The sequence below is a fragment of the Klebsiella sp. AqSCr genome, from assembly GCF_008452795.1.
GTDB lineage: Bacteria > Pseudomonadota > Gammaproteobacteria > Enterobacterales > Enterobacteriaceae > Klebsiella > Klebsiella pneumoniae.
This window is the reverse complement of sequence record NZ_MJDM01000005.1, coordinates 174,561-194,900: the sequence shown is the minus strand read 5'-3', so window position 1 is coordinate 194,900 and position 20,340 is coordinate 174,561. Positions and strand designations below refer to the sequence as shown.

Here is a 20,340-nt window from a genome sequence, read left to right as displayed (position 1 = left end):
AAGGAAAACGGTTAACAGGACGGCTGGTAACGCTGGTACTGGCGCTGAATGGCGATCTGGTCGGCAATATATTTGGCATCGTGCCAGACGCCCCAGATAAAGGTGGACCCGCGCCGCGAGAGCCACGGCAAGCCGAGGAAATAGACGCCCGGCTCCGTCGATACGCCGCGGTGATGCTGTGGCCGCTGTGCGTCATCGAAGGCGTTGACCTTCAGCCAGCGATAGTCAGTGGTGTAGCCCGTCGCCCAGATGATGGTGCCGATCCCGGCCTCGGCCAGATTGAGACTGAGCAGCGGGTCGGTAACGCAGGCCGGATCGGGCAGAAATTCGCGGGCGGAGGGCTCTTCGGGCAGGTCCATGCCGTTGCGGGCCACCCACGCGTCCGCGGCGTCGAGCAGCGCAAGGTAGGAGGCATCGCCGCGGCGGATATTCTCCGCCAGGTCGGGGTGAAACAGTGCTTTGTCACCGTCAAAGCCGCGGGTCTGCCCCACTAACGTGACCCCCTGATGCGCCAGCTGGCGAAAATCGACGGTATGGCCACCGCGCGCGCCGCTCACCGCGATAGTGACATGCTCTTTACCTGGCGCATTGGCCGCGGCATCCCACATTCCCAGCACCCCGAGCCACCAGCAAAAATCGCGCTGACGATAGCGACGCGGCGGGCGGTCGTGCGCTCCCACCGACAGCCACACCGCGCGTCCGGCTCGCTGTAGCTCATCGGCAATCTGCACGCCGGAGGATCCTGCGCCAATCACCAGCACACCGCCCTCCGGTAGCTGCTGCGGGTTAAAATAGTGCGCGGAGTGGAGCTGCTGAATAGCCTGACTCTGTGGGGCGATGGCCGGGATCACTGGCCGCTGAAACGGCCCGGTGGCCGCTACGATCCGCTGCGCTTCAATCCCCCCCTGCGAGGTGTCAATACGAAAGCCCGGCCGTCCGACGAGGCGTTCGGCGCTGAAAACCTCCACCCCGGTACGGATCGGCGCATTGAAGCTGCGGGCATAGGCGGCAAAATAGTCTGCCACCTGCTCTTTGCCGACAAAGCTGTCTGCCGGGCAGTCCGGGAACACCATCCCCGGGAACCGATCGTGCCAGGCCGGGCCGTTGGCGACCAGCGAATCCCAGCGTCCGCTGCGCCAGGCCTGGGCAATACCCTGCTTTTCCAGCACCAGGTGGGGGATATCCAGCCGGGTCAGATGCTCGCTCATGGCGACGCCCGCCTGCCCCGCGCCCACCACCAGGGTATCGATCTCGGTAATCTGTTCAGTCATTTCGCTATCCTTCAAGCACAGTTGCCGACGACGTCGCCGGAATTGACGGCTTTCAGGTTATTTAACTGTGACGAATTGGTAAAATATTATAAAACGATCGACTGAATAGAATTTTGCGAGGCTGAGTGACGACAAAAAATAATGCCTGCCGGATCGACAGGCGTTATTTCAGGCGTGAGTTGGGGTTAATTCGATGCTGCGACAATAATCCATAAACAGTTGCGTCGGCCGCGTGGGCTCATTATTCGCGAGATGCGCCATAATTAAGGTCGAGGCGGGCATCTCGTCGGCAATATCCCGCTGCACCACTCTTTCACCATCGTAGGTCATGTCGCAGCAGGGCCGGGTGACCAGTACCGAAAAACCCAACCCCTGACCCACCATACAGCGCACCATTTCAATGGAGGGGGAACTGTAAGCCACTTCCGGGTGATAACCCTTTTCCTTAAAGATGGAGATAAAATAATTTTTACTGGGGACCGCATCGAGGAGGATCATCGGCTCACGGCTCAGCTCCTGCAGCGTCACCTGCGCCTTCTGCGCCAGCGGATGCGCGGCGGGCAGCAGCGCGTAGGGTTTATGCGGGGCATTGAGCCGTTCTTTATTGATCGAATGGCCGAGCTCCAGATCGTAGACCAGCGCCAGGTCGAAGCGGCCGCGGTGCAGGCCATGCATCAGCTCATGCTGTTCGCCGTCGTACAGATGCAGGGTGATTTCCGGATAGCATTTCTTAAACCCGGCCACCAGCTTCGGCATATACAGCGGGGCCACCGATTCAAAGCAACCGATGGAGATCATGCCAGAAACCAGCTCTTTATCCGCTCGCGAATTCTGTTCGAACTCCCAGGACAGGCGCAGCAGCTCTTTCGCTTTATCGTAGATCCGCCGACCGCTGGAGGTGAGCGAAACGCCCTGCGCGTGGTGGCGAATAAACAGCTGCTGGTCGAAGGTGCTCTCTAGATTCTTGATGGCAATCGAAATCGACGGCTGCGCAATGTGCAGCTGGCGGGAGGCCTCGGCGATACTCTCCGTCTCCACCACGGTGACGAAATATTTGAGCTGCTTCAGGGTAAATCGGTTCATAGCATCACCATTGATAAAATATGGTCCGGCGCACGTGGGGAATAGTTTTCCTCTAAGTCCCAAGCAATCCGCGTGCCACCCCCGGAAAAGAGCGGCGCGTTGCCCGACAAGGGGCGGCAATATTTATTATTGCTCTACGCCCGCGTGGTTTATTTCCGCCGTTGCACCATCATGCGCCACGCTGCACGCCAGACAGGCAGCAGCTGCCCCAGTTTCGCGCAAAATACCCTTCCCCCACAAAATAGCGTTATTGAATTACTGTCATTGTTTTTAAATTGTTTACACAAAGTATCTCAGCAATCACTTTAAATTCCATATCGTTAATATCGTTGTATAGTTTTTTTAAACTTAAAGGCCAAAAATTTACTAATTGCCTCTGAAAGCATCCTGCCAGCATAGTGTATTCGCACGATGAATACCGGTGGCTCCCCATTACGGCACAGCCGAGCCACTTTAATTTTTGATAATTATGACGAGTGAAATAGCCCATGACGTTTAACTGGAACTACATGTTAAGCCTGCTCAGCGATGCCGATTTTTGGTGGGCCACCTGGACCGTCATTAAATTAAGTCTGCTGACCTGGGGCTGCAGTATTGTGCTCGGATTTATTCTGGCGCTGGCCAAACAGTCGCCGCGCGGCTGGTTATCCACCCCAGCCCGGCTGTATATCTGGTTATTTCGCAGTATGCCGCTGCTGGTCCTGCTGATTTTTGTCTACAACATGCCGCAGGCGCTGCCCTCCTTCGCCCCGGTGCTGAACGATCCCTTCTGGGCCGGCCTGCTGGCGATGGTTCTCAGCGAAGCGGCTTATATCGCCGAGATCCACCGCGGCGGATTGCTCTCCATCCCTCGCGGGCAGAGCGAAGCCGCGCGGGCCCTGGGGTTGCGCTACGCCGGGATCCAGTGGCGGGTGATCATCCCCCAGGCGCTGCGCGTCGCCCTGCCGGCGCTGGCCAATGAATATATCGCCATCGTGAAGCTCAGTTCACTGGTGTCGGTGATCTCCCTGACCGAAATATTGATGGTCGGCCAGCAGCTCTACTCGCAGAACTTTCTGGTCATGGAGACGATGACGGCCGTGGCGTTTTATTACATCTTTATCGTCACGGTGTTCGATTTTCTGCTGAAACGGCTGGAGAACTACCTTGACGTAACCCAGCGCAATACCGCTCGTCCGGTAGATGCCGAGATGCAGCGGCTGGCCAGCGCCCGCCGCCCGGCGATGGCGCGCAGCGTCACCCAGAGTCATGAGCCGGCACTGCAGGCCTCTAAGCTGCATAAGGCCTACAACAACGTCGAAGTGCTGGGGGCGGTGAGCCTGCAGATCCAGCCCGGCGAGGTGGTCTCGGTCATCGGTCCGTCAGGCTCGGGGAAAACCACCCTCATTCGCCTGCTGAACGGTCTTGAGCAGATCGATAACGGCGAAATTCAGATTAACGGCCAACCCTTTATTCACCTCGACCGCCAGGGGCAGCAGAAGCCGCGCTTTATGGAGAATGCCGAACATCGCCTGAACATCGGCATGGTGTTCCAGAGCTTTAACCTGTTCCCGCATCTGACCGTGTTCGGCAATCTGCTGCTGGCCCCGCGCTATCACCATCTGGCAAGTGACGCGGAGCTGCGCCAGCACGCCTGCGAACTGCTGCACAAAGTGGGCATGCTGGAGCACGCCTGGAAGTATCCACACCAGCTCTCCGGCGGACAGCAGCAGCGGGTGGCGATCGCCCGCGCCCTGATGATGCGTCCGCAGATCATGCTGTTCGATGAGCCCACCTCGGCGCTGGATCCGGAAAAAGTGAATGAAGTGCTGCAGGTTATCGAATCCCTGGCCCACGAAGGCATCACGATGGTCATCGTCACCCACGAGATGAACTTCGCCTTCAAAGTGTCTGACCGGATCGTGTTTATGGAGAAAGGCCGGGTGGTGTGCGATGACACGCCGCAGGCGATGCGTAGCGGGCATCACCCGCGGGTCGAGGCCTTTCTGAAAGATGTTTCTCTGGCTTAACTATCGGAACGTGAAGAGGAAAAACTATGATTGCGCAGTGGCAAATTGATCAGTTTCATCAGCAGGGTTTTCTAGTGGTCGAAGAAGTGCTTTCCAGCGCTGACATCGCCGCCCTGCAGAGCGATTTCGACGGCTGGGTCGAGGAGAGCCGCCGCCACGCGACGGCGTGGGGAGAAACCCTCGACGGGCGGCCACGTTTCGATATCGAACGCGACCATGCTCCCGACCATCCGTCGCTGCGCCGGGTCGCCTCACCGACGGAGATCTCCGAGGCCTATCGCCATACTGCGCTGAATTCGCGGATGGCTACCATCGCCGCGCAGTTGATCGGCGGCAGCGGCACCCGCTTTCATCACAGCAAAATTAACTCCAAGCTGCCGCACACCGCCACCGAGGTGAAATGGCATCAGGATTTCCTCTTCACCCCACACAGCAATGACGACATCATCACCGCTCTGCTGATGGTCAGCGAGGTGACGCCGGAGAATGGCCCGCTCAACGTGGTGCCGGGCAGCCATCAGGGGCCGCTGTGGACCCACTGGCAGGAGGGGCGCTTCACGGGGGCGGTGGATGATGAGGTGGTGGCGACGCACTGCCAGCAGCCGCAGGCCTGTTTTGGCCCGGCGGGCTCGGTCTGCTTTATGCATACCCGCCTGCTGCACGCCTCCAGCCCCAACGAGACCGCCCTGCCGCGCACCCTGTTCATCAGCGTCTACGCCGCCGAGGATGCGCTGCCCTTCGGCGAAAACCCGCTGCCGAGCCGCCATGCCGGCCAGCTGGTGGCCGGGGAAGAGAGCGGTCTGGTGCGCAGCACCGATAACCAGCTTCGCCTGCCGCAGAAGCCGCGCGGCGCTTCGTTTTTTGTTCAGCAGGCCGGTACCGATCGCGCCAGCATGTAATTCGCCCACACTCCGGAGGTTTTATGACACGCTTTTTCGCACCACGCCCGCTGGCTCTGCTGCTCTGCGCAGTGGGGGCTCTGACATCCCTGAACGCGCTGGCCTTCCAGCAAAGCGGTAAGATCACCGCTGGTTCGGACATGACCTTTTTCCCTTACGAGTACATGGAGAACAATAAGCCGGCGGGGTTTGATATTGAACTGCTCAACGGCCTGGCGAAGAGCATGGGCCGTGAAGCAGTGAATATCGATACCCGCTTCCCCAACCTGATCCCCGGGCTGCAGGGCGGGCGCTTCGATATCACCAACTCGTCGATGTACATTACCGCCGAGCGCCTGAAGGTGATCGACATGGTGCCGTACCTGAAAAGCGGGGAGGCGATCCTCGCCCGCAAAGGGAGCGACTACCAGCCTAAGACGCCGGAAGACTTCTGCGGGCATAAAATCGGCTCGATGGGCGCCACCTCGTGGCTGGCGCAGTTACAGAAGCTTTCCGCCGACTACTGCGTGAAGAAAGGGCTGAAGCCAATTGCGTTGAGCGTCTATACCACCGACCCGCAGACCACCCAGGCGCTGCTGTCGCGCGCAGTGGATGCGCAGATCACCGACGCCGCCGTGGCGCGCGGGGTGGTGGAAAAGCTGGGCAACCGGGTGGTTATCTCCTCTGACACGCTGATCTATCCGGTGCTGAACGGCTTTGGCGTTAAAAAAGGCAACATGGAGGTGAAAAACGCCCTCGAAGAGGCGCTGAAAAAATACAGCGCGACGCCGGAATATGCCGCCCTGCTGAAGAAATATCACTTCCAGGCGCCGACGGAAGAGGATCTGCAGACCCTGATGCCGAAAGCGGAGTAATGCCCATGCGCGATTCCGATGAAGAGCAGATCCGCATCGACCTGGCGGCCACCTTTCGCATCATTGCCCATCTCGGCATGCATGAGGCGGTGGCCAACCATTTCAGCGCCGCGCTCTCCGCTGACGGGAAAACGTTTTTACTCAACCCGAAGTGGAAACACTTTTCGCGCATCCGCGCCAGCGATCTGCTGGTGCTGAACGCCGATGATGAACGTTGCGCCGCGCGCCCTGACGTCGATGCCACCGCGTGGGCCATCCACGGGCAGATCCATCAGCGACTGCCCGACGTGCGGGTGGTGCTGCATCTGCACCCGGTGTACACCACCAGCCTCGCCTGTCTGGCGACGCCGCAGATCCTGCCCATCGACCAGAACACGGCCCGCTATTTTAACCGGGTCGCCGTCGATACCCTGTACGGCGGGATGGCGGACACCGCGGCAGAAGGCGCCCGGCTGGCGGGGCTGCTGGCAGATAAACGCCGTCTGCTGATGGGCAACCATGGGGTGCTGGTGACCGCCCCGAACATCGGCGAAGCGTTCGACGATATCTGGACCCTGGAGCGCGCCTGTCAGATCCTGATCACCGCCTGGTCAACCGGCCAGCCGCTGAAGGTGCTGTCAGACGCGGTGGCGGAAAAAACCGCCCAGGACTGGGAGAAGATTGCCGATTTCTCCAGGCAGCACTTTGCCGAGATGAAGCAGTTGATGATCGACCTCGATCCCTCCCTGGTGGACTAACCCCGCGCCAGCCCGGGTCAGCCCGGGCCGTCGCTGGCCGCCGCCAGCAGCGGCACGATGATATCGCTGAGCGGCGTCGGAATGCCGTGCTGACGCCCGCGACGCTGCACCACGCCGTTACGAATATCCCACTCCAGCGGTCGGCCATTGAGGCGATCGATCAGAATAGAGGTGCTTAAGTCGGCAGGCGCCCGATGAAAGCCGGCGATAATCTCCTCCGGCACGCTGTCGCTCAGGGCGGCCCCTTCCGCCCGCGCCACCTGTAGGCATTCGCGCAGATAAGCCAGTCCGAGGGCAGTGATGTCCTCCCGGGCGAACATCCCGGCGCGGCGTCCGGTCAGCACCATCAGTCCGGCAACCGCGTTCTGCAACAGTTTGCGCCAGGCCACGGTGGTAAAATCAGCCGCCAGGTCCACCGCGCAGCGGGTTCCCGCCAGCGCCTGCTGCACCCGCTCTGCCCCCGGCAGATCCGGCAGCGTCAGGCGCGGCGTGGCGCGCAACCAGACAGAGGCATCGGCATCGCGCTGCGCCGGGAACCAGACCACCGACGGCAGCACCGTCGCGCCGCCGGTCAAGGGGGCAAACTGCTGGCGCTGCTCAACGCCGTTTTGCAGCACGCACACCACGGTGTCAGGGGAACACAGGGCCGTCAGCCAGGGGGCGATGGCCTCCGTCTGGGTGGTTTTCACCGCGACAAAGACCAGGTCGAAGGGGGCGGCTATCGCCATCGGGTCGGTGTACACCGGGCCGGGCACCACGATCTCACCCTCGTCAGTGCGCAGCACCAGCGCCGAATGGGCGGTACGCCCGCAGACCATCGGTGCCCTCCCCCTCTCAAACAGGGCGGCGGCAATCGTGGTGCCGATGGCGCCGGGACCAATTAGCGCAACCTTAGGAAATGCTGTCATGCCGAAGACCTCCTGATGATTCACCGCCCAGATTAGGCAAAGATTGCCCTCCACAGTAGCGAGAAAGACCGGAGGTCGGCAAGGGGCGCGTCGGGAAAAGCCTTTCGCCTTCCCCGACGGAGGGTTAGTAGCGCACGCAGACGGATTTGGTTTCGCACCAGCCGTCGAGCCAGTCAGGGCCGAAATCGCGGCCGGTACCAGACTGCTTCATGCCGCCGAAAGGCAGGTTGGCGTCAATCAGGGTATGGCTGTTGACCCATACCGTTCCCGCCTGCAGACGGTCGGTGTAGTTCAGGGCCTGGGTCAGATCGCGGGTCCAGACGCTGGCGGTCAGACCAAAATCGCTGTCGTTGGCCAGGCGCAGCGCCTCCTCGCCATCGGCCACTCGCACCAGGTTCACCACCGGGCCAAAAACCTCCTCACGGCTGAGACGCAGTCCGGCGTCGGGGTTTACCACCAGCGTTGGCGGAATATAGTACCCTCCCGCATCTGGTCCGGCGCTGCCGCTGATGAGCTCTGCCTTCTGCTGGCGAGCCTCTTCGAGGTAGGCCGCCACCTTGTCGCAGTGGGCCCGGGAGACCACCGGGTTGATCTGCGCCGTCTCCTGCATACCCGGCCCCACCTGCAGCGATTTCACCGCCTGCTCGAAGCCGCTGACCAGGGTGTCAAACAGCGGCGCTTCGATGTAGATCCGCGAGCTGGCGGCGCAGACCTGCCCCTGATTGAGGAAGCTTCCGGTCATCAGCCCCTCAATAACCCACTGGGGGTCGGCGTCTTTGAGCACAATCGCCGGATTCTTGCCACCCAGCTCCAGCGTCACGCGGGTCAGGCGGTCGGCAGCCACGCGGGCAATCTGTTTCCCGGTCGCCGTCGAGCCGGTAAAGCTAACCTTCGCCACCTGCGGATGGGCGGTCAGCGCCGCGCCGCAGCCGGCGCCGCTGCCGGTGACCACGTTGAACACCCCGTCAGGAATGCCCGCCTGGGTCGCCAGCTCCGCCACCCGCAGCAGGGTCAGCGGGGTGGTTTCCGAGGGTTTGATGACGATCGAACAGCCCGCCGCCAGGGCCGGCATGACCTTCCACATGCCGATCATCAGCGGGAAATTCCACGGGACGATGCCCGCCACCACCCCGACCGGCTCTTTTTTGGTCCACGCCTGGTAACGCGCCCCTTGCGGGAACGGGATCGAAACGTCCAGCGTCCGGCCGCTGATCTTGGTGGTCAGCCCCGCGGTGTAGCGCATCCAGTTCAGGGTGCAGCCGACCTCAAAGGCGCGGGAGATGGCAATGGATTTCCCCTGCTCGAGGGTTTCCAGTTGCGCCAGCTCTTCGCCGTGCTGCTCCACCAGATCGGCAAAACGCAGCAGGATGCGTTCACGGTCAGCCGGGGTGCGCCCGGCCCAGCGGCGATCGACAAAAGCGCGCCAGGCGGACATCACCGCCCGGTCGACATCCGCCGGGCTGGCGTCGGCGGTGGTGGCAATCGCCTGCCCGGTGGCCGGATCCCAGACGGTTAACCGGTTTTCGCTCTGCGCGGCGCAGGGGGCGCCGTCGATATACAGGCCATGCTGACGGTCTAAAAACTGCTGGACGCTGGCAAGCAGCGCTATCTGTGAGGTGGACATACCCTTTCCTTATTCATCGCGGATAGTGCTTTCAGTCTATGTCTGGTTGGCGGTTGGCGCTTTTTTCTCTGTGACATTCGTTTGCGCCGCTGTGACAGTCGCCGCAATTCCGTCGTCTGCCCTCGCAGAAATGTGCCGCGGGTAATAGTTCTTTCATATACCCGCCATCGCGCCCTTGCCTGAGGCGACACAAATGCAACAATGCGGAAACATTGTTATTACAGGAGAAGGGCGAATGATGACCACGGCAGAGGGGGGGCTGGCATATCAGCGCTGGCTGGCGACGATCAATCAGGTCTGCGGCCATTTCGCCGCCCGGCCGCTGGAGGGGCGCTTCCACGGCGAGATTGACACCCGCTACGCCGGTAACCTCAAGGTCAGCACGGTCACCGCCGCCGGCGTTAATCTCTACCGCACACACAATGAGATAAAACGCGATAACGACGCCTGGTTCTATACCGTGTTTCAGCTCGCCGGCGAAGCCATCATCGAACAGGACGATCGCCAGGTGACGCTGGCGGCAGGCGATATCACGTTAATCGACGCCGCCCGCCCCTGCTCGATTGTCTGGCAGCAGACCTCGCGTCAGGCCTCGCTGCTGCTGCCGCGCCAGCGGGTGGCGCCCACAGGGGACATCACTACCGCCTGCCGGCTGGACAAATCTCTGCCAATGGTCCAGCTCAGCCAGCGACTGCTGCTGGAAAGCATGGGCGGCACGACGCTCTCCGCCAGCGAGAGCGAAGCCGCGCTGGAGGCGATCGCCTGCCTGTTGCGCCCGGTGCTGCATCAGCGCGATCCTGCCCCTTCCCGGCGGGAAAAGCAGTTTCAGAAGATTATTGCGTTAATCGATGCGTCCATTCAGTCGGAGCATCTGCGTCCGGAGTGGCTGGCCAGCGAGACGGGCATGTCGGTACGCAGCCTGTACCGGCTGTTTGCCGACCAGGGGCTGGTGGTGGCGCAGTATATTAAGAACCGGCGGTTGGATCTGTGTGCCCAGGCGTTACAGAATGTCCATGACGATGAAAAGCTGGCGGGGATCGGCTACCGCTGGGGCTTCAGCGACCACAGCCATTTCTCCACCGCCTTTAAGCAGCGCTTTGGCGTCACCCCGGGGGAATACCGCAAGCGCTGTCGCTAATTATTTGCGCAGCCACTGGCCGTTCAATCCCTGGACGTACTCCCCGGGCTGCGCGCGGGCCACCAGCTTCTGCCCGGCCATTTTCGCCACTTCATCCACCGGCAGATTGTTGTCATCCGCCAGCTGCTGGTAGCTTTCGCTGCGCGCGGCGTTAATCTGCTTTACCAGCGCCAGCGTCTCTTTATCCTGACGCAGCGGCGCGAGATAGCCGTTCAGCGTCTCCCCCACTCGTCCCTGCTGGCGCGCTTCGCTCAGGGTCAACGCCAGCGCGGGCGCGCTGAGTAAAGCCAGCGTCAGCGCCGCGGTTAACAGTCGTTTTCTCATCGTCGCCTCAGAACAAATCGCTGCGGGATTTGAGCAGGTTTTCCACATCCTTATCGACCTTGATATGGATCTCATGCTCAATTTTGACATTCATATTGATGGTGATGGGCTCTTTCGACGCCGCGATTTCGATGCGCGGCGTACAGCCGGCGAGCAGCATCGACGCCACCATGGCCAGTAACAGCTTCTTCATTTAGGTTCCTTACATGTCTTACCGTCCGTACAGCGCCGTACGGGCAGCGTAGCATTCTGCTCGAGCCACGCCTGTAAATTGTCGCCGAAGCGCAAACTGCGCCACAGGTCGAAAATATTCTCTTCATGAGCGTAGTTTAAATGCACGGTACTGCTTTTCCCTTCCACCCGGCTGGTGCCGTTGATGCTGGCCTTAAGCGTCAACACGCCCAGATTATCGAGGTTAATCTGCGTCCACGAGCGGGAGATTTCCATATAGCGCAGCCAGTTAATCGCCGCCCCGGCGGAGACGTTATCCGCCACCAGCGCATCGGCGGTGTCTTTATCCAGCCGCAGGGTCATCGGTCCGTCATTGCGCAGCCAGCCGTCGTGGATGATCCATTGATTATTCTCCAGCCACAGCGGCAGCGCGCCGCTCACCGCGCCGGACATGGCGAACTGTTTCACCTTGACGGCGCTGGTCAGTTCGCTGCTGGAGATATGCTGCAGGCGGATCAACGCCGGGTCGCGCTGCGGCATACGCAGCTGCAGCAGTGTCAGTTTCCCGCCTAACAGATCGACGCTGACGTCGCTGAGCTGCAGCGGATTGGCCTCGCTCCACGGCCAGGTGCCCTGCAGGTCCGCCGTCAGATTACGCGCTGTGACCTGGTTGACGATTTCGCCAATGCGCAGGGAGACCGGGCGGCGGATGCCCAGCTGCCAGTGACCGTCGCTGAAGCGGAACGGCAGGACGAAGTCGACGCCGTTGATCTGGTTATCCGGCATCCAGGCGCTGCCGCCCTTCAGGACGCCATGGCCGCCCGCCTCAAATCCCTGCCCGGCTGCCGCCGAGAAGGCCACCTGCGCGTAGAGACTGCCTTCGCGCAGATTCATCTTCCAGTCCGGCGGCACCAGCGGCTGGAACACCGTTAGCGACTGTTTTGGCCACCACGCCTGGCCGCGCAGCCGTTCGCCATCCCAGCGCCCGGACAGACGCACCGGACCGATAGCCTCGGCATGCAGGGCGCCGGTGAACTGGAACCACGTCGGGTCCCGACCGTCGAGGGCGAATTTCAGCGTTGAGGCCGGGAGATAGCTGCCGCCGGAGAAGGTGGTTTTGGCGGCGTCCAGCGACAGCGCGCCGGTCAACCGCGGATGCTCAGCATCGCGCAACCAGCGGATCGGCTGCTCGAGGGTCAGACGCGGGGTGCTGACCCGCATTGTGCCGTACTCAAGCTTATCGAAGCCGGTGGAGAGGCTGCTCAGGGTAATAGCATTGTCGCGCCACTCCCCGCTGCCCTTCACATCCCAGCGCGCCTGCATCGGGGTAAAATGTCCCTCGCCCCAGTAGCGCCACTGCCAGCGGCCGCTGTCGGGCAGAAAATCGCTCGCCTGACCGTCCAGATGCAGCGTAAAGTCGCCCATCTGCTGCTCATGGGCGCGAAGGATCGCCTGCAGGCGGCCATCGACGCCCTGCTGAGTGACCTTAACCCCGGCCAGCGGCCAGCGGATTTCGTCAATATTCAGCGCGTCGATCACCCGCCCGCGCGAGCGCAGCAACGCACCGGGGTGAAAAGCCAGCTGCGGGCTGATCAGCGGCCCGCTGAGCTGAGCCGGCAGCGCCGCGTATAGTATCATCTCCCCCAGCTTGGCCTCGCCGGTGAGCCGCAGCGGCAGATCGCTGTTATCCATGCTCAGCTTGCCCGGACCAATATTCAGTACCGCATTGCCCTTCCCGGCATGCCCCTCGGTGAGAACATTCAGGCGACCGCTGACGATCATCTGTTCGGTGCCCTGCTGCCAGTTACCCACCGACAGCGCCACCCGCCCGCGCAGCGGATACGCCTCGTAACGGGTGCGCCAGCGGCCGTCGCTGATAGTGATCCGCTCCGGGGTGATCTCCCACGGCAGGTCCAGAATAGGCTCTACCTCACCCCGCGGGGTGACCAGCAGCTGGCCGCGATTGTGCTGCCACTCGAGCTCAGCATCGATCCATTCCGCAGTCTGCGGGAATTCGAAGGTGCCCTGCATCTGGCCGTCGACCGGCAGACCATCCGGCACCAGTGGCAGATGGAAGGTCCCCACCAGCTTCACCGGCGGCTGATCGTCAGTCAGCCGGGCGCTGAACTGGCTGACGGTGAGCGCCTGGCCGCGCAGGCGCGCCTGCAGACTCAGTTCCTTCCCGGCAAAGCCGATATCCTGCTGCGCAGGCGTTAATGACATTACCAGCCGCCCCTGCCATTTCTCCCACGGCGAGAGCCGCAGATTGTCAATGGTTAACCAGCTATAGGGCAACATCGATTGCCATTCGGCAAGCGTGCGCGGTGAACCGGGAGAGGGATCGCTGGCCGGCAATTTGCTCAGGCAGGCGCTGTTGATCTCCAGCTGGCCAATATGCAGCCGCCAGCGGCTGGGACGCGAGAGACGGGCATCGGTCACCCGGGCGATTTCACAGTCGCCCACCAGATAACGCAGATCGGGGATCAGCAGGGCCGACCGCGTCAGGCGCGGGCTCTCCTGCAAAGAGATACGCGTGCCCACGGGCAGCCAGATGCCCGCCAGCGTCGGCACCCAGTGGGTTAGCGTCAACAGCAGGGTTAGCGGCAATAACACCAGAACTAACACCAGCGCGATGGCGGCTTTATATTTACCCTTCATGGGCAGTTAATATCCTGATTCAACATAAGTAAAAGCCGAAAGGCGTCCATTGTGACACGTTCGACCAGTGAGTGAAAGTTTACGGCCTGTTAAAGCATAGTTGCCAGCCGGACTCGCGGCGCGACGTTCGGCCATAATCATTTAACTGTTGTTTAAGTCGCTCCTGCCACACTCCAGCCAGACGGGAATAGCTTGCGGGAGAGGCGGTGTCGTTAATTATCTCGCTCATAGAGAGCGCACAGGACCACTATCCATGGGTATTGCTGATTGTTTTTCTGCTTACCTTCACTAAATCCTGCGCATTGGTCTCGCTGGCAATCCCCGGCACCTCCGGCCTGCTGCTGCTGGGGACATTCGCTTCCGCCAGCCTCGGACATTTCCTGTTAATGTGGTCCAGCGCCAGCCTCGGCGCCATCGGCGGATTCTGGCTATCGTGGCGGCTGGGCATTCGCTACCGTCATCGCCTCACCCATCTATGCTGGCTGACCGCCGAGCGTCTGGCCCGCAGCCGCCTCTTCTTTCAGCGCTATGGCCCGTGGGCTATCTTTTTCAGCCGCTTTCTCTCTCCCCTGAGGGCTACGCTGCCCTTCGTTAGCGGCGCCAGCAGTCTGCCGCTGTGGTCGTTTCAGCTGGCTAACGTCAGCTCCGGTCTGCTGTGGCCGCTTCTGCTGCTCGCCCCCGGCGCTTTCAGCCTCAGTTTGTGGTGAAAAAACTTTGTCTTTCAAAGAGATTCCGCAAGTCCGCGATATGCTCTAGAATTAGGATTAGCACCCTCTCATTAAACTATTTTTTAATAATTGTACGATTATTTTAAATATGCTACCGTGACGGTATAATCACTGGAGAAAAGTCTTATGAAAATCGCGGTTTATAGTACGAAGCAGTACGATAAAAAGTACCTGCAGCACGTTAATGATGCATACGGCTTTGAACTGGAATTCTTCGATTTCCTGCTGACAGCGAAGACTGCCAAAACCGCCAACGGTTGCGAAGCGGTATGTATCTTCGTCAATGACGACGGCAGCCGCCCGGTGCTGGAAGAGCTGAAGGCCCACGGGGTGAAATATATCGCCCTGCGCTGCGCCGGGTTTAACAACGTCGACCTTGAGGCGGCAAAGGAGCTTGGCCTGCGCGTCGTGCGCGTTCCAGCTTACTCTCCGGAAGCGGTCGCTGAGCATGCGATCGGTATGATGATGTCGCTCAACCGCCGCATCCACCGCGCTTACCAGCGTACCCGCGATGCCAATTTCTCCCTCGAAGGCCTCACCGGCTTCACCATGTACGGCAAAACCGCCGGGGTGATCGGCACCGGGAAAATTGGCGTAGCGATGTTGCGGATCCTCAAAGGCTTCGGCATGCGCCTGCTGGCGTTCGACCCGTACCCAAGCGCCGCCGCGCTGGAGCTGGGGGTGGAATATGTTGACCTCGCCACGCTGTACAAGGAATCGGACGTGATCTCCCTGCACTGTCCGCTGACCGACGAAAACTACCACCTGCTCAATCGCGAAGCTTTCGATCAGATGAAAGACGGGGTGATGGTGATCAACACCAGCCGCGGCGCCCTGATCGACTCTCAGGCGGCCATCGACGCCCTGAAGCACCAGAAAATTGGCGCGCTGGGGCTGGACGTTTATGAGAACGAACGCGATCTGTTCTTTGAAGACAAATCCAACGACGTGATCCAGGACGATGTCTTCCGCCGCCTCTCCGCCTGCCATAACGTGCTGTTTACCGGCCACCAGGCGTTCCTCACCGCCGAGGCGCTGATCAGCATTTCGGAGACCACTCTGGGTAACCTGCAGCAGGTCGCCAACGGCGAAACCTGTCCGAACGCCATCGTCTGACGCCTTTCCCTTTTGTGCTCCTCTCCCGGGGGGAGCACATTCAGATAATCCCCACAGATCCCTGCTGCGATACCGTTACACTGGCTTGGTTTTATTAGTTATATGATTGTTTTGGAGTGAAAATGAACAAATTTGCGGCGCTTCTGGCGGCAGGTATGCTGCTGTCCGGCTGTGTCTATAACAGTAAGGTGTCCACCGGTGCGGAACAGCTGCAGCATCATCGTTTCGTGCTGACCAGCGTCAACGGCCAGGCGGTCAACGCCAGCGACCGGCCGCTGGAGCTAAGCTTCGGTGAGAAGATGGCTATTACCGGCAAGATGTATGTATCCGGCAATATGTGCAACGGCTTTAGCGGGGAAGGTAAAGTGTCGGACGGCGAGCTGAAGGTCAAATCGCTGGCGATGACCCGGATGCTGTGCCACGACGCCCAGCTCAATACCCTGGATGCGACGATCGGCAAGATGCTGCGCGAGGGTGCGCAGGTCGATCTGACGGAAAACCAGTTGACGCTGGCGACCGCCGACCAGACGCTGGTCTATAAGCTCGCCGACCTGATGCACTAGCCGGCGTTGAGGTGCCGCTGACGCTGCCCCGCGACGGGGCCGCTGTTAGTAGCCGCAGCTGCCGCCCGCCAGCGCCTGCTCGCTGCAGCGTTTGCCGTTCGGCAGCGCGCACATGCCAATCGCCGAACCATCGAGCTGACGAGCCACCGATAACGAGCCGCCTATCATGGCGCAGTTGGCCTGACCGGCGTCGCTCATCGCCGCCCGCATTCCCGGCGTGACGTGCGCCGCCGTGGCCTGCTGAACGGGTTCACTACTGCACGCGGACAGCAACAGCGCCGCACATCCTACTAACATCGCAGCTCGCATTCTCTCTCCCCTCGGAAACGTCTTAAAAAAGCAAACCCCAGAATAATAGGCAGCGTGGCGGGCGGCGTCGAGAGGGGAAGTACGTATTTATGCGCCTCATTAACATTTTCTAGCAAATTTTCGCCGAAAGCTTGATCTGCCTCGGCCATGTCGCCCGGCGCAGGTGGTTCCTCTCCCGGCAGGAAGCCATTTTCTCCGCGAACCACGCAAAATATTGATCTGGTCACGGGTACCCGGCGCATTGAGGACACAAATGCAAAAATGGCGGGGTCAGCGGTTTGCTAAACTACCCCTTATATAATTACAGGGCGCGTCGCGGTTTCACGCGTCCATTCTTTTGCGCAATGTAAGGGTGTCTTCATATGATTACGATTGATGGTAATGGCGCGGTCGCTTCCGTCGCGTTTCGCACCAGTGAAGTTATCGCCATCTACCCGATCACGCCCAGTTCAACGATGGCGGAACAGGCTGACGCCTGGGCCGGCAATGGGCTGAAAAACGTCTGGGGCGATGTTCCCCGCGTGGTCGAAATGCAGTCGGAGGCGGGCGCCATTGGCGCCGTACATGGCGCGCTGCAGACCGGCGCCCTCTCCACCTCCTTTACCTCATCGCAGGGCCTGCTGCTGATGATCCCCACCCTGTACAAACTGGCCGGCCAGCTGATGCCGTTTGTGCTGCACGTCGCCGCCCGCACTGTCGCTACCCATGCGTTGTCGATCTTCGGCGACCATTCCGATGTCATGGCCGTCCGCCAGACCGGGTGCGCCATGCTGTGCGCCAGCAGCGTCCAGGAAGCGCAGGATTTCGCGCTGATCTCGCATATCGCCACCCTGCAAAGCCGGGTGCCGTTTATTCATTTCTTTGATGGTTTCCGTACTTCGCACGAAATCAACAAAATCGCCCCGCTGGCGGATGACACTATTCGCGCCCTGCTGCCGCAGGATAAGATCGCTGAGCATCGCCAGCGCGCGCTCAACCCGGAACACCCGGTGATCCGCGGAACCTCGGCCAACCCCGACACTTATTTCCAGTCCCGGGAGGCCACCAATCCGTGGTACGACGCGGTGTATGACCATGTCGAGAAAGCGATGGACGATTTCGCTGCCGCCACCGGCCGTCAGTACAAACCGTTTGAGTTTTACGGCCACCCGCAGGCAGAGCGCGTGATCGTCATTATGGGCTCGGCCATCGGCACCTGCGAAGAGGTGGTCGATGAGTTGCTGAGTCGCGGCGAGAAAGTCGGCGTGCTAAAAGTCCGCCTCTATCGCCCGTTCTCCGCCGCCCACCTGCTGGCGGCGCTGCCGGAAAGCGCCCGCGCGGTTGCCGTACTGGATCGCACCAAAGAACCCGGCGCGCTTGCCGAACCGCTTTACCTCGACGTGATGACCGCCCTGGCGGAAGCCTTTAACCGCGGCGAGCGCGAGACGCTACCGCGCACTATCGGCGGCCGCTACGGTCTCTCCTCCAAGGAGTTTGGTCCGGAATGCGTGCTGGCGATATTCAGTGAACTGCAGGCCGCCCAGCCGAAGCCGCGCTTTACCGTCGGGATCTATGATGACGTGACCAACCTGTCGCTGCCGCTGGGCGAAAATACCCTGCCGGCAGAGGCCAAGCTCGAGGCCCTGTTCTACGGCCTCGGCAGCGATGGCAGCGTGTCAGCCACCAAAAACAACATCAAAATCATCGGCAACTCGACCCCGTGGTTCTCCCAGGGCTATTTTGTCTATGACTCGAAGAAAGCGGGCGGCCTCACCGTCTCGCATCTGCGGGTCAGCGAAAAACCGATTCGTTCATCGTATCTGATTTCGCAGGCTGATTTCGTCGGCTGCCACCAGCTGCAGTTTATCGATAAATACCAGATGGCCGAGCGGCTGAAGCCCGGCGGCATTTTCCTGCTCAACACGCCGTACAGCGCCGATGAGGTCTGGTCCCGCCTGCCCCAGGAAGTCCAGGCCACCCTGAATCAGAAAAAAGCGCGTTTTTACGTGGTCAACGCGGCAAAGATCGCCCGCGAATGCAGCCTCGGGGCGCGCATTAATACCGTGATGCAGATGGCCTTTTTCCATTTAACCCAGATCCTGCCGGGTGATAGCGCGCTGGCGGAACTGCAGGCAGCCATCGCCAAAAGCTACAGCAGTAAAGGTCAGGAGCTGGTGGAGCGCAACTGGCAGGCGCTGGCCCTGGCCCGTGAATCACTGGCGGAAGTACCGCTCCAGCCGGTGAACGCCAGCAGTCCGAACCGCCCGCCGGTGGTCTCCGACGCCGCGCCGGATTTCGTCAAAACGGTCACCGCCGCGATGCTGGCCGGGCTCGGCGATGCGCTGCCGGTCTCTGCCCTGCCGCCGGACGGCACCTGGCCCATGGGCACCACCCGCTGGGAGAAACGCAACATCGCCGAAGAGATCCCCATCTGGAAGGAAGCGCTGTGTACTCAGTGCAACCACTGCGTCGCCGCCTGCCCGCACTCGGCGATCCGCGCCAAAGTGGTCGCCCCGGAAGAGATGGAGAACGCCCCTGCCAGCCTGCATTCGCTGGATGTGAAATCCCGCGATATGCGCGGGCAGAAATACGTTCTGCAGGTCGCCCCGGAAGACTGCACCGGCTGCAACCTGTGCGTCGAAGTGTGTCCGGCGAAAGACCGCCAGAACCCGGAGATCAAGGCCATCAATATGATGTCCCGCCTGGAGCATGTGGAAGAGGAGAAGGTCAATTACGAGTACTTCCTCAACCTGCCGGAAATCGACCGCAGCAAACTGGAGCGCATTGATATTCGCACCTCGCAGCTGATAAGCCCGCTGTTTGAATACTCCGGCGCCTGCTCGGGCTGTGGCGAAACGCCGTATATCAAACTGCTGACCCAGCTGTACGGCGACCGAATGCTGATTGCCAATGCCACCGGCTGCTCCTCCATTTACGGCGGCAACCTGCCCTCGACACCGTACACTACCGACGCCAACGGCCGCGGCCCGGCGTGGGCCAACTCGCTGTTTGAGGATAACGCCGAATTCGGGCTCGGCTTCCGCTTGACCGTCGACCAGCATCGCCAGCGCGTGATGCGCCTGCTGAGCGAATTCGCCGACAAACTGCCGGTAGAGCTGAACGCGGCGCTGCACGCCGAGGCGACGCCGGAAGTTCGCCGCGAACAGGTGGCAGCCCTGCGTCAGGCGCTGGCCGGCGTGGCGGGAGCTGAAGAGCTGCTGACCGATGCCGACGCACTGGTGGAGAAATCCGTCTGGCTGATCGGCGGCGACGGCTGGGCTTACGATATCGGCTTCGGCGGCCTGGACCATGTACTGAGCCTGACGGAAAACGTCAATATTCTGGTGCTGGACACCCAGTGTTACTCCAACACCGGCGGGCAGGCGTCAAAAGCCACCCCGCTGGGAGCAGTGACTAAGTTTGGCGAGCATGGCAAACGCAAGGCGCGTAAAGATCTGGGCGTCAGCATGATGATGTACGGGCATGTTTATGTGGCGCAAATTTCGCTGGGCGCGCAGCTGAACCAGACGGTAAAAGCGATTCAGGAAGCGGAAGCCTATCCGGGGCCATCGCTGATCATCGCCTATAGCCCTTGCGAAGAGCATGGCTACGATCTGGCGCTCAGCCACGACCAGATGCGTCAGCTGACCGCCACCGGCTTCTGGCCGCTCTACCGCTTCGACCCGCGTCGGGCAGACGAAGGCAAGATCCCGCTGGCGCTAGATTCCCGTCCGCCATCAGACGCGCTGGCCGAGACGCTGCTTAATGAGCAACGTTTCCGCCGCCTGAACGCCCAGCAGCCTGAAGTGGCGGAGCAGCTATGGAAAGACGCCGCCGCTGATCTGCAGAAGCGCTATGACTTCCTCGCCCAGCTGGCTGGCAAAGCGGAGAAATCGCCAAGCGAAGGTTAACCGCCCCGTCACCTCTGTCCATAAAAAAAGCCCGAACACAACGTTCGGGCTTGTCGTT

17 protein-coding genes are annotated in these 20,340 nt (G+C 60.9%); 9 read left to right on the top strand and 8 right to left on the bottom strand.

Translation table 11 applies throughout. The features are described 5' to 3' along the window. Positions 1–11: 11 nt before the first annotated feature. Both BHE81_RS04740 and BHE81_RS04735 read right to left on the bottom strand, forming a co-directional pair. Positions 12–1,271, bottom strand: a complete 1,260-nt coding sequence (locus BHE81_RS04740; protein ID WP_004148215.1) for a flavin-containing monooxygenase — start codon at positions 1,269–1,271, stop codon at positions 12–14. A 168-nt stretch (positions 1,272–1,439) separates the two neighbouring features. Continuing rightward, entirely contained in the window at positions 1,440–2,354 is a 915-nt protein-coding gene (locus BHE81_RS04735; protein WP_004190428.1) for a LysR substrate-binding domain-containing protein, read from the bottom strand. Positions 2,355–2,842: 488 nt separating this feature from the next. Between BHE81_RS04735 and BHE81_RS04725 the strand changes: the two genes are divergently transcribed. Genes BHE81_RS04725 through BHE81_RS04710 form a run of 4 tightly spaced genes read left to right on the top strand, consistent with a single transcriptional unit; the run spans position 2,843 to position 6,853 of the window. After that, the gene (locus tag BHE81_RS04725) at positions 2,843–4,363 is read left to right on the top strand and encodes an amino acid ABC transporter permease/ATP-binding protein (protein WP_004148211.1); all 1,521 of its coding nucleotides are present in this window, start codon (positions 2,843–2,845) and stop codon (positions 4,361–4,363) included. Between the two features lie 26 nt (positions 4,364–4,389). After that, on the top strand, positions 4,390–5,262 hold the full coding sequence (locus tag BHE81_RS04720; RefSeq protein WP_016947241.1) for a phytanoyl-CoA dioxygenase family protein: 873 nt from the start codon (positions 4,390–4,392) through the stop codon (positions 5,260–5,262). A 23-nt stretch (positions 5,263–5,285) separates the two neighbouring features. After that, positions 5,286–6,116, top strand: coding sequence for an ABC transporter substrate-binding protein (locus tag BHE81_RS04715; RefSeq protein ID WP_016947240.1), 831 nt, complete (start codon positions 5,286–5,288; stop codon positions 6,114–6,116). 5 nt (positions 6,117–6,121) lie between these two features. After that, the gene (locus BHE81_RS04710; RefSeq protein ID WP_016947239.1) at positions 6,122–6,853 is read left to right on the top strand and encodes a class II aldolase and adducin N-terminal domain-containing protein; all 732 of its coding nucleotides are present in this window, start codon (positions 6,122–6,124) and stop codon (positions 6,851–6,853) included. A gap of 17 nt (positions 6,854–6,870) precedes the next feature. Here the strand turns inward: BHE81_RS04710 and BHE81_RS04705 are convergent, their stop codons facing one another. Both BHE81_RS04705 and BHE81_RS04700 read right to left on the bottom strand, forming a co-directional pair. After that, positions 6,871–7,761, bottom strand: coding sequence for an oxidoreductase (locus tag BHE81_RS04705; protein WP_023302008.1), 891 nt, complete (start codon positions 7,759–7,761; stop codon positions 6,871–6,873). Between the two features lie 124 nt (positions 7,762–7,885). Continuing rightward, positions 7,886–9,385 (bottom strand): aldehyde dehydrogenase family protein, encoded by a 1,500-nt coding sequence (locus BHE81_RS04700; RefSeq protein ID WP_004140136.1) that lies wholly within the window; start codon positions 9,383–9,385, stop codon positions 7,886–7,888. 235 nt (positions 9,386–9,620) lie between these two features. Between BHE81_RS04700 and feaR the strand changes: the two genes are divergently transcribed. Next, on the top strand, positions 9,621–10,523 hold the full coding sequence (gene feaR / locus BHE81_RS04695) for a transcriptional regulator FeaR (protein ID WP_023302010.1): 903 nt from the start codon (positions 9,621–9,623) through the stop codon (positions 10,521–10,523). Here the strand turns inward: feaR and BHE81_RS04690 are convergent, their stop codons facing one another. Genes BHE81_RS04690 through BHE81_RS04680 form a run of 3 tightly spaced genes read right to left on the bottom strand, consistent with a single transcriptional unit; the run spans position 10,524 to position 13,676 of the window. Continuing rightward, on the bottom strand, positions 10,524–10,847 hold the full coding sequence (locus BHE81_RS04690) for a YdbL family protein (RefSeq protein WP_002902522.1): 324 nt from the start codon (positions 10,845–10,847) through the stop codon (positions 10,524–10,526). A gap of 7 nt (positions 10,848–10,854) precedes the next feature. After that, positions 10,855–11,040: a YnbE family lipoprotein gene (locus BHE81_RS04685; RefSeq protein WP_004140145.1), complete on the bottom strand. Its 186-nt coding sequence runs from the start codon at positions 11,038–11,040 to the stop codon at positions 10,855–10,857. Further along, the gene (locus BHE81_RS04680; RefSeq protein ID WP_004224451.1) at positions 11,037–13,676 is read right to left on the bottom strand and encodes a YdbH family protein; all 2,640 of its coding nucleotides are present in this window, start codon (positions 13,674–13,676) and stop codon (positions 11,037–11,039) included. Before BHE81_RS04680 ends, BHE81_RS04685 begins: the two co-directional genes overlap by 4 nt. Positions 13,677–13,882: 206 nt before the next feature. Here BHE81_RS04680 and BHE81_RS04675 point away from each other — a divergent pair, with 206 nt between their 5' ends. The 3 genes from BHE81_RS04675 to hslJ all read left to right on the top strand — a co-directional run bounded on the left by BHE81_RS04675 (position 13,883) and on the right by hslJ (position 16,083). Further along, positions 13,883–14,383 (top strand): DedA family protein, encoded by a 501-nt coding sequence (locus BHE81_RS04675; RefSeq protein ID WP_023302011.1) that lies wholly within the window; start codon positions 13,883–13,885, stop codon positions 14,381–14,383. 147 nt (positions 14,384–14,530) lie between these two features. Further along, positions 14,531–15,520, top strand: a complete 990-nt coding sequence (locus BHE81_RS04670; protein ID WP_002902515.1) for a 2-hydroxyacid dehydrogenase — start codon at positions 14,531–14,533, stop codon at positions 15,518–15,520. Positions 15,521–15,642: 122 nt separating this feature from the next. After that, positions 15,643–16,083 carry a heat shock protein HslJ gene (hslJ, locus tag BHE81_RS04665; protein ID WP_009309014.1) on the top strand — a complete coding sequence of 147 codons (441 nt, stop codon included), beginning with the start codon at positions 15,643–15,645 and terminating at the stop codon, positions 16,081–16,083. A 45-nt stretch (positions 16,084–16,128) separates the two neighbouring features. On the opposite strand, the gene BHE81_RS04660 is transcribed toward hslJ, so the two are convergent. Beyond that, on the bottom strand, positions 16,129–16,392 hold the full coding sequence (locus BHE81_RS04660; protein WP_004140155.1) for a DUF333 domain-containing protein: 264 nt from the start codon (positions 16,390–16,392) through the stop codon (positions 16,129–16,131). Between the two features lie 362 nt (positions 16,393–16,754). On the opposite strand from BHE81_RS04660, the gene nifJ reads away from it, so the two are divergent. Continuing rightward, positions 16,755–20,282: a pyruvate:ferredoxin (flavodoxin) oxidoreductase gene (nifJ, locus tag BHE81_RS04650; RefSeq protein WP_004176395.1), complete on the top strand. Its 3,528-nt coding sequence runs from the start codon at positions 16,755–16,757 to the stop codon at positions 20,280–20,282. Positions 20,283–20,340 lie beyond the last annotated feature (58 nt).

Bases quoted from the DNA above. Each gene is read 5' to 3' on its own strand.
- BHE81_RS04740 (WP_004148215.1), bottom strand. From the start codon at position 1,271: ATGACTGAACAGATTACCGAGATCGATACCCTGGTGGTGGGCGCGGGG.
- BHE81_RS04735 (WP_004190428.1), bottom strand. From the start codon at position 2,354: ATGAACCGATTTACCCTGAAGCAGCTCAAATATTTCGTCACCGTGGTG.
- BHE81_RS04725 (WP_004148211.1), top strand. From the start codon at position 2,843: ATGACGTTTAACTGGAACTACATGTTAAGCCTGCTCAGCGATGCCGAT.
- BHE81_RS04720 (WP_016947241.1), top strand. From the start codon at position 4,390: ATGATTGCGCAGTGGCAAATTGATCAGTTTCATCAGCAGGGTTTTCTA.
- BHE81_RS04715 (WP_016947240.1), top strand. From the start codon at position 5,286: ATGACACGCTTTTTCGCACCACGCCCGCTGGCTCTGCTGCTCTGCGCA.
- BHE81_RS04710 (WP_016947239.1), top strand. From the start codon at position 6,122: ATGCGCGATTCCGATGAAGAGCAGATCCGCATCGACCTGGCGGCCACC.
- BHE81_RS04705 (WP_023302008.1), bottom strand. From the start codon at position 7,761: ATGACAGCATTTCCTAAGGTTGCGCTAATTGGTCCCGGCGCCATCGGC.
- BHE81_RS04700 (WP_004140136.1), bottom strand. From the start codon at position 9,385: ATGTCCACCTCACAGATAGCGCTGCTTGCCAGCGTCCAGCAGTTTTTA.
- feaR (WP_023302010.1), top strand. From the start codon at position 9,621: ATGATGACCACGGCAGAGGGGGGGCTGGCATATCAGCGCTGGCTGGCG.
- BHE81_RS04690 (WP_002902522.1), bottom strand. From the start codon at position 10,847: ATGAGAAAACGACTGTTAACCGCGGCGCTGACGCTGGCTTTACTCAGC.
- BHE81_RS04685 (WP_004140145.1), bottom strand. From the start codon at position 11,040: ATGAAGAAGCTGTTACTGGCCATGGTGGCGTCGATGCTGCTCGCCGGC.
- BHE81_RS04680 (WP_004224451.1), bottom strand. From the start codon at position 13,676: ATGAAGGGTAAATATAAAGCCGCCATCGCGCTGGTGTTAGTTCTGGTG.
- BHE81_RS04670 (WP_002902515.1), top strand. From the start codon at position 14,531: ATGAAAATCGCGGTTTATAGTACGAAGCAGTACGATAAAAAGTACCTG.
- hslJ (WP_009309014.1), top strand. From the start codon at position 15,643: ATGAACAAATTTGCGGCGCTTCTGGCGGCAGGTATGCTGCTGTCCGGC.
- BHE81_RS04660 (WP_004140155.1), bottom strand. From the start codon at position 16,392: ATGCGAGCTGCGATGTTAGTAGGATGTGCGGCGCTGTTGCTGTCCGCG.
- nifJ (WP_004176395.1), top strand. From the start codon at position 16,755: ATGATTACGATTGATGGTAATGGCGCGGTCGCTTCCGTCGCGTTTCGC.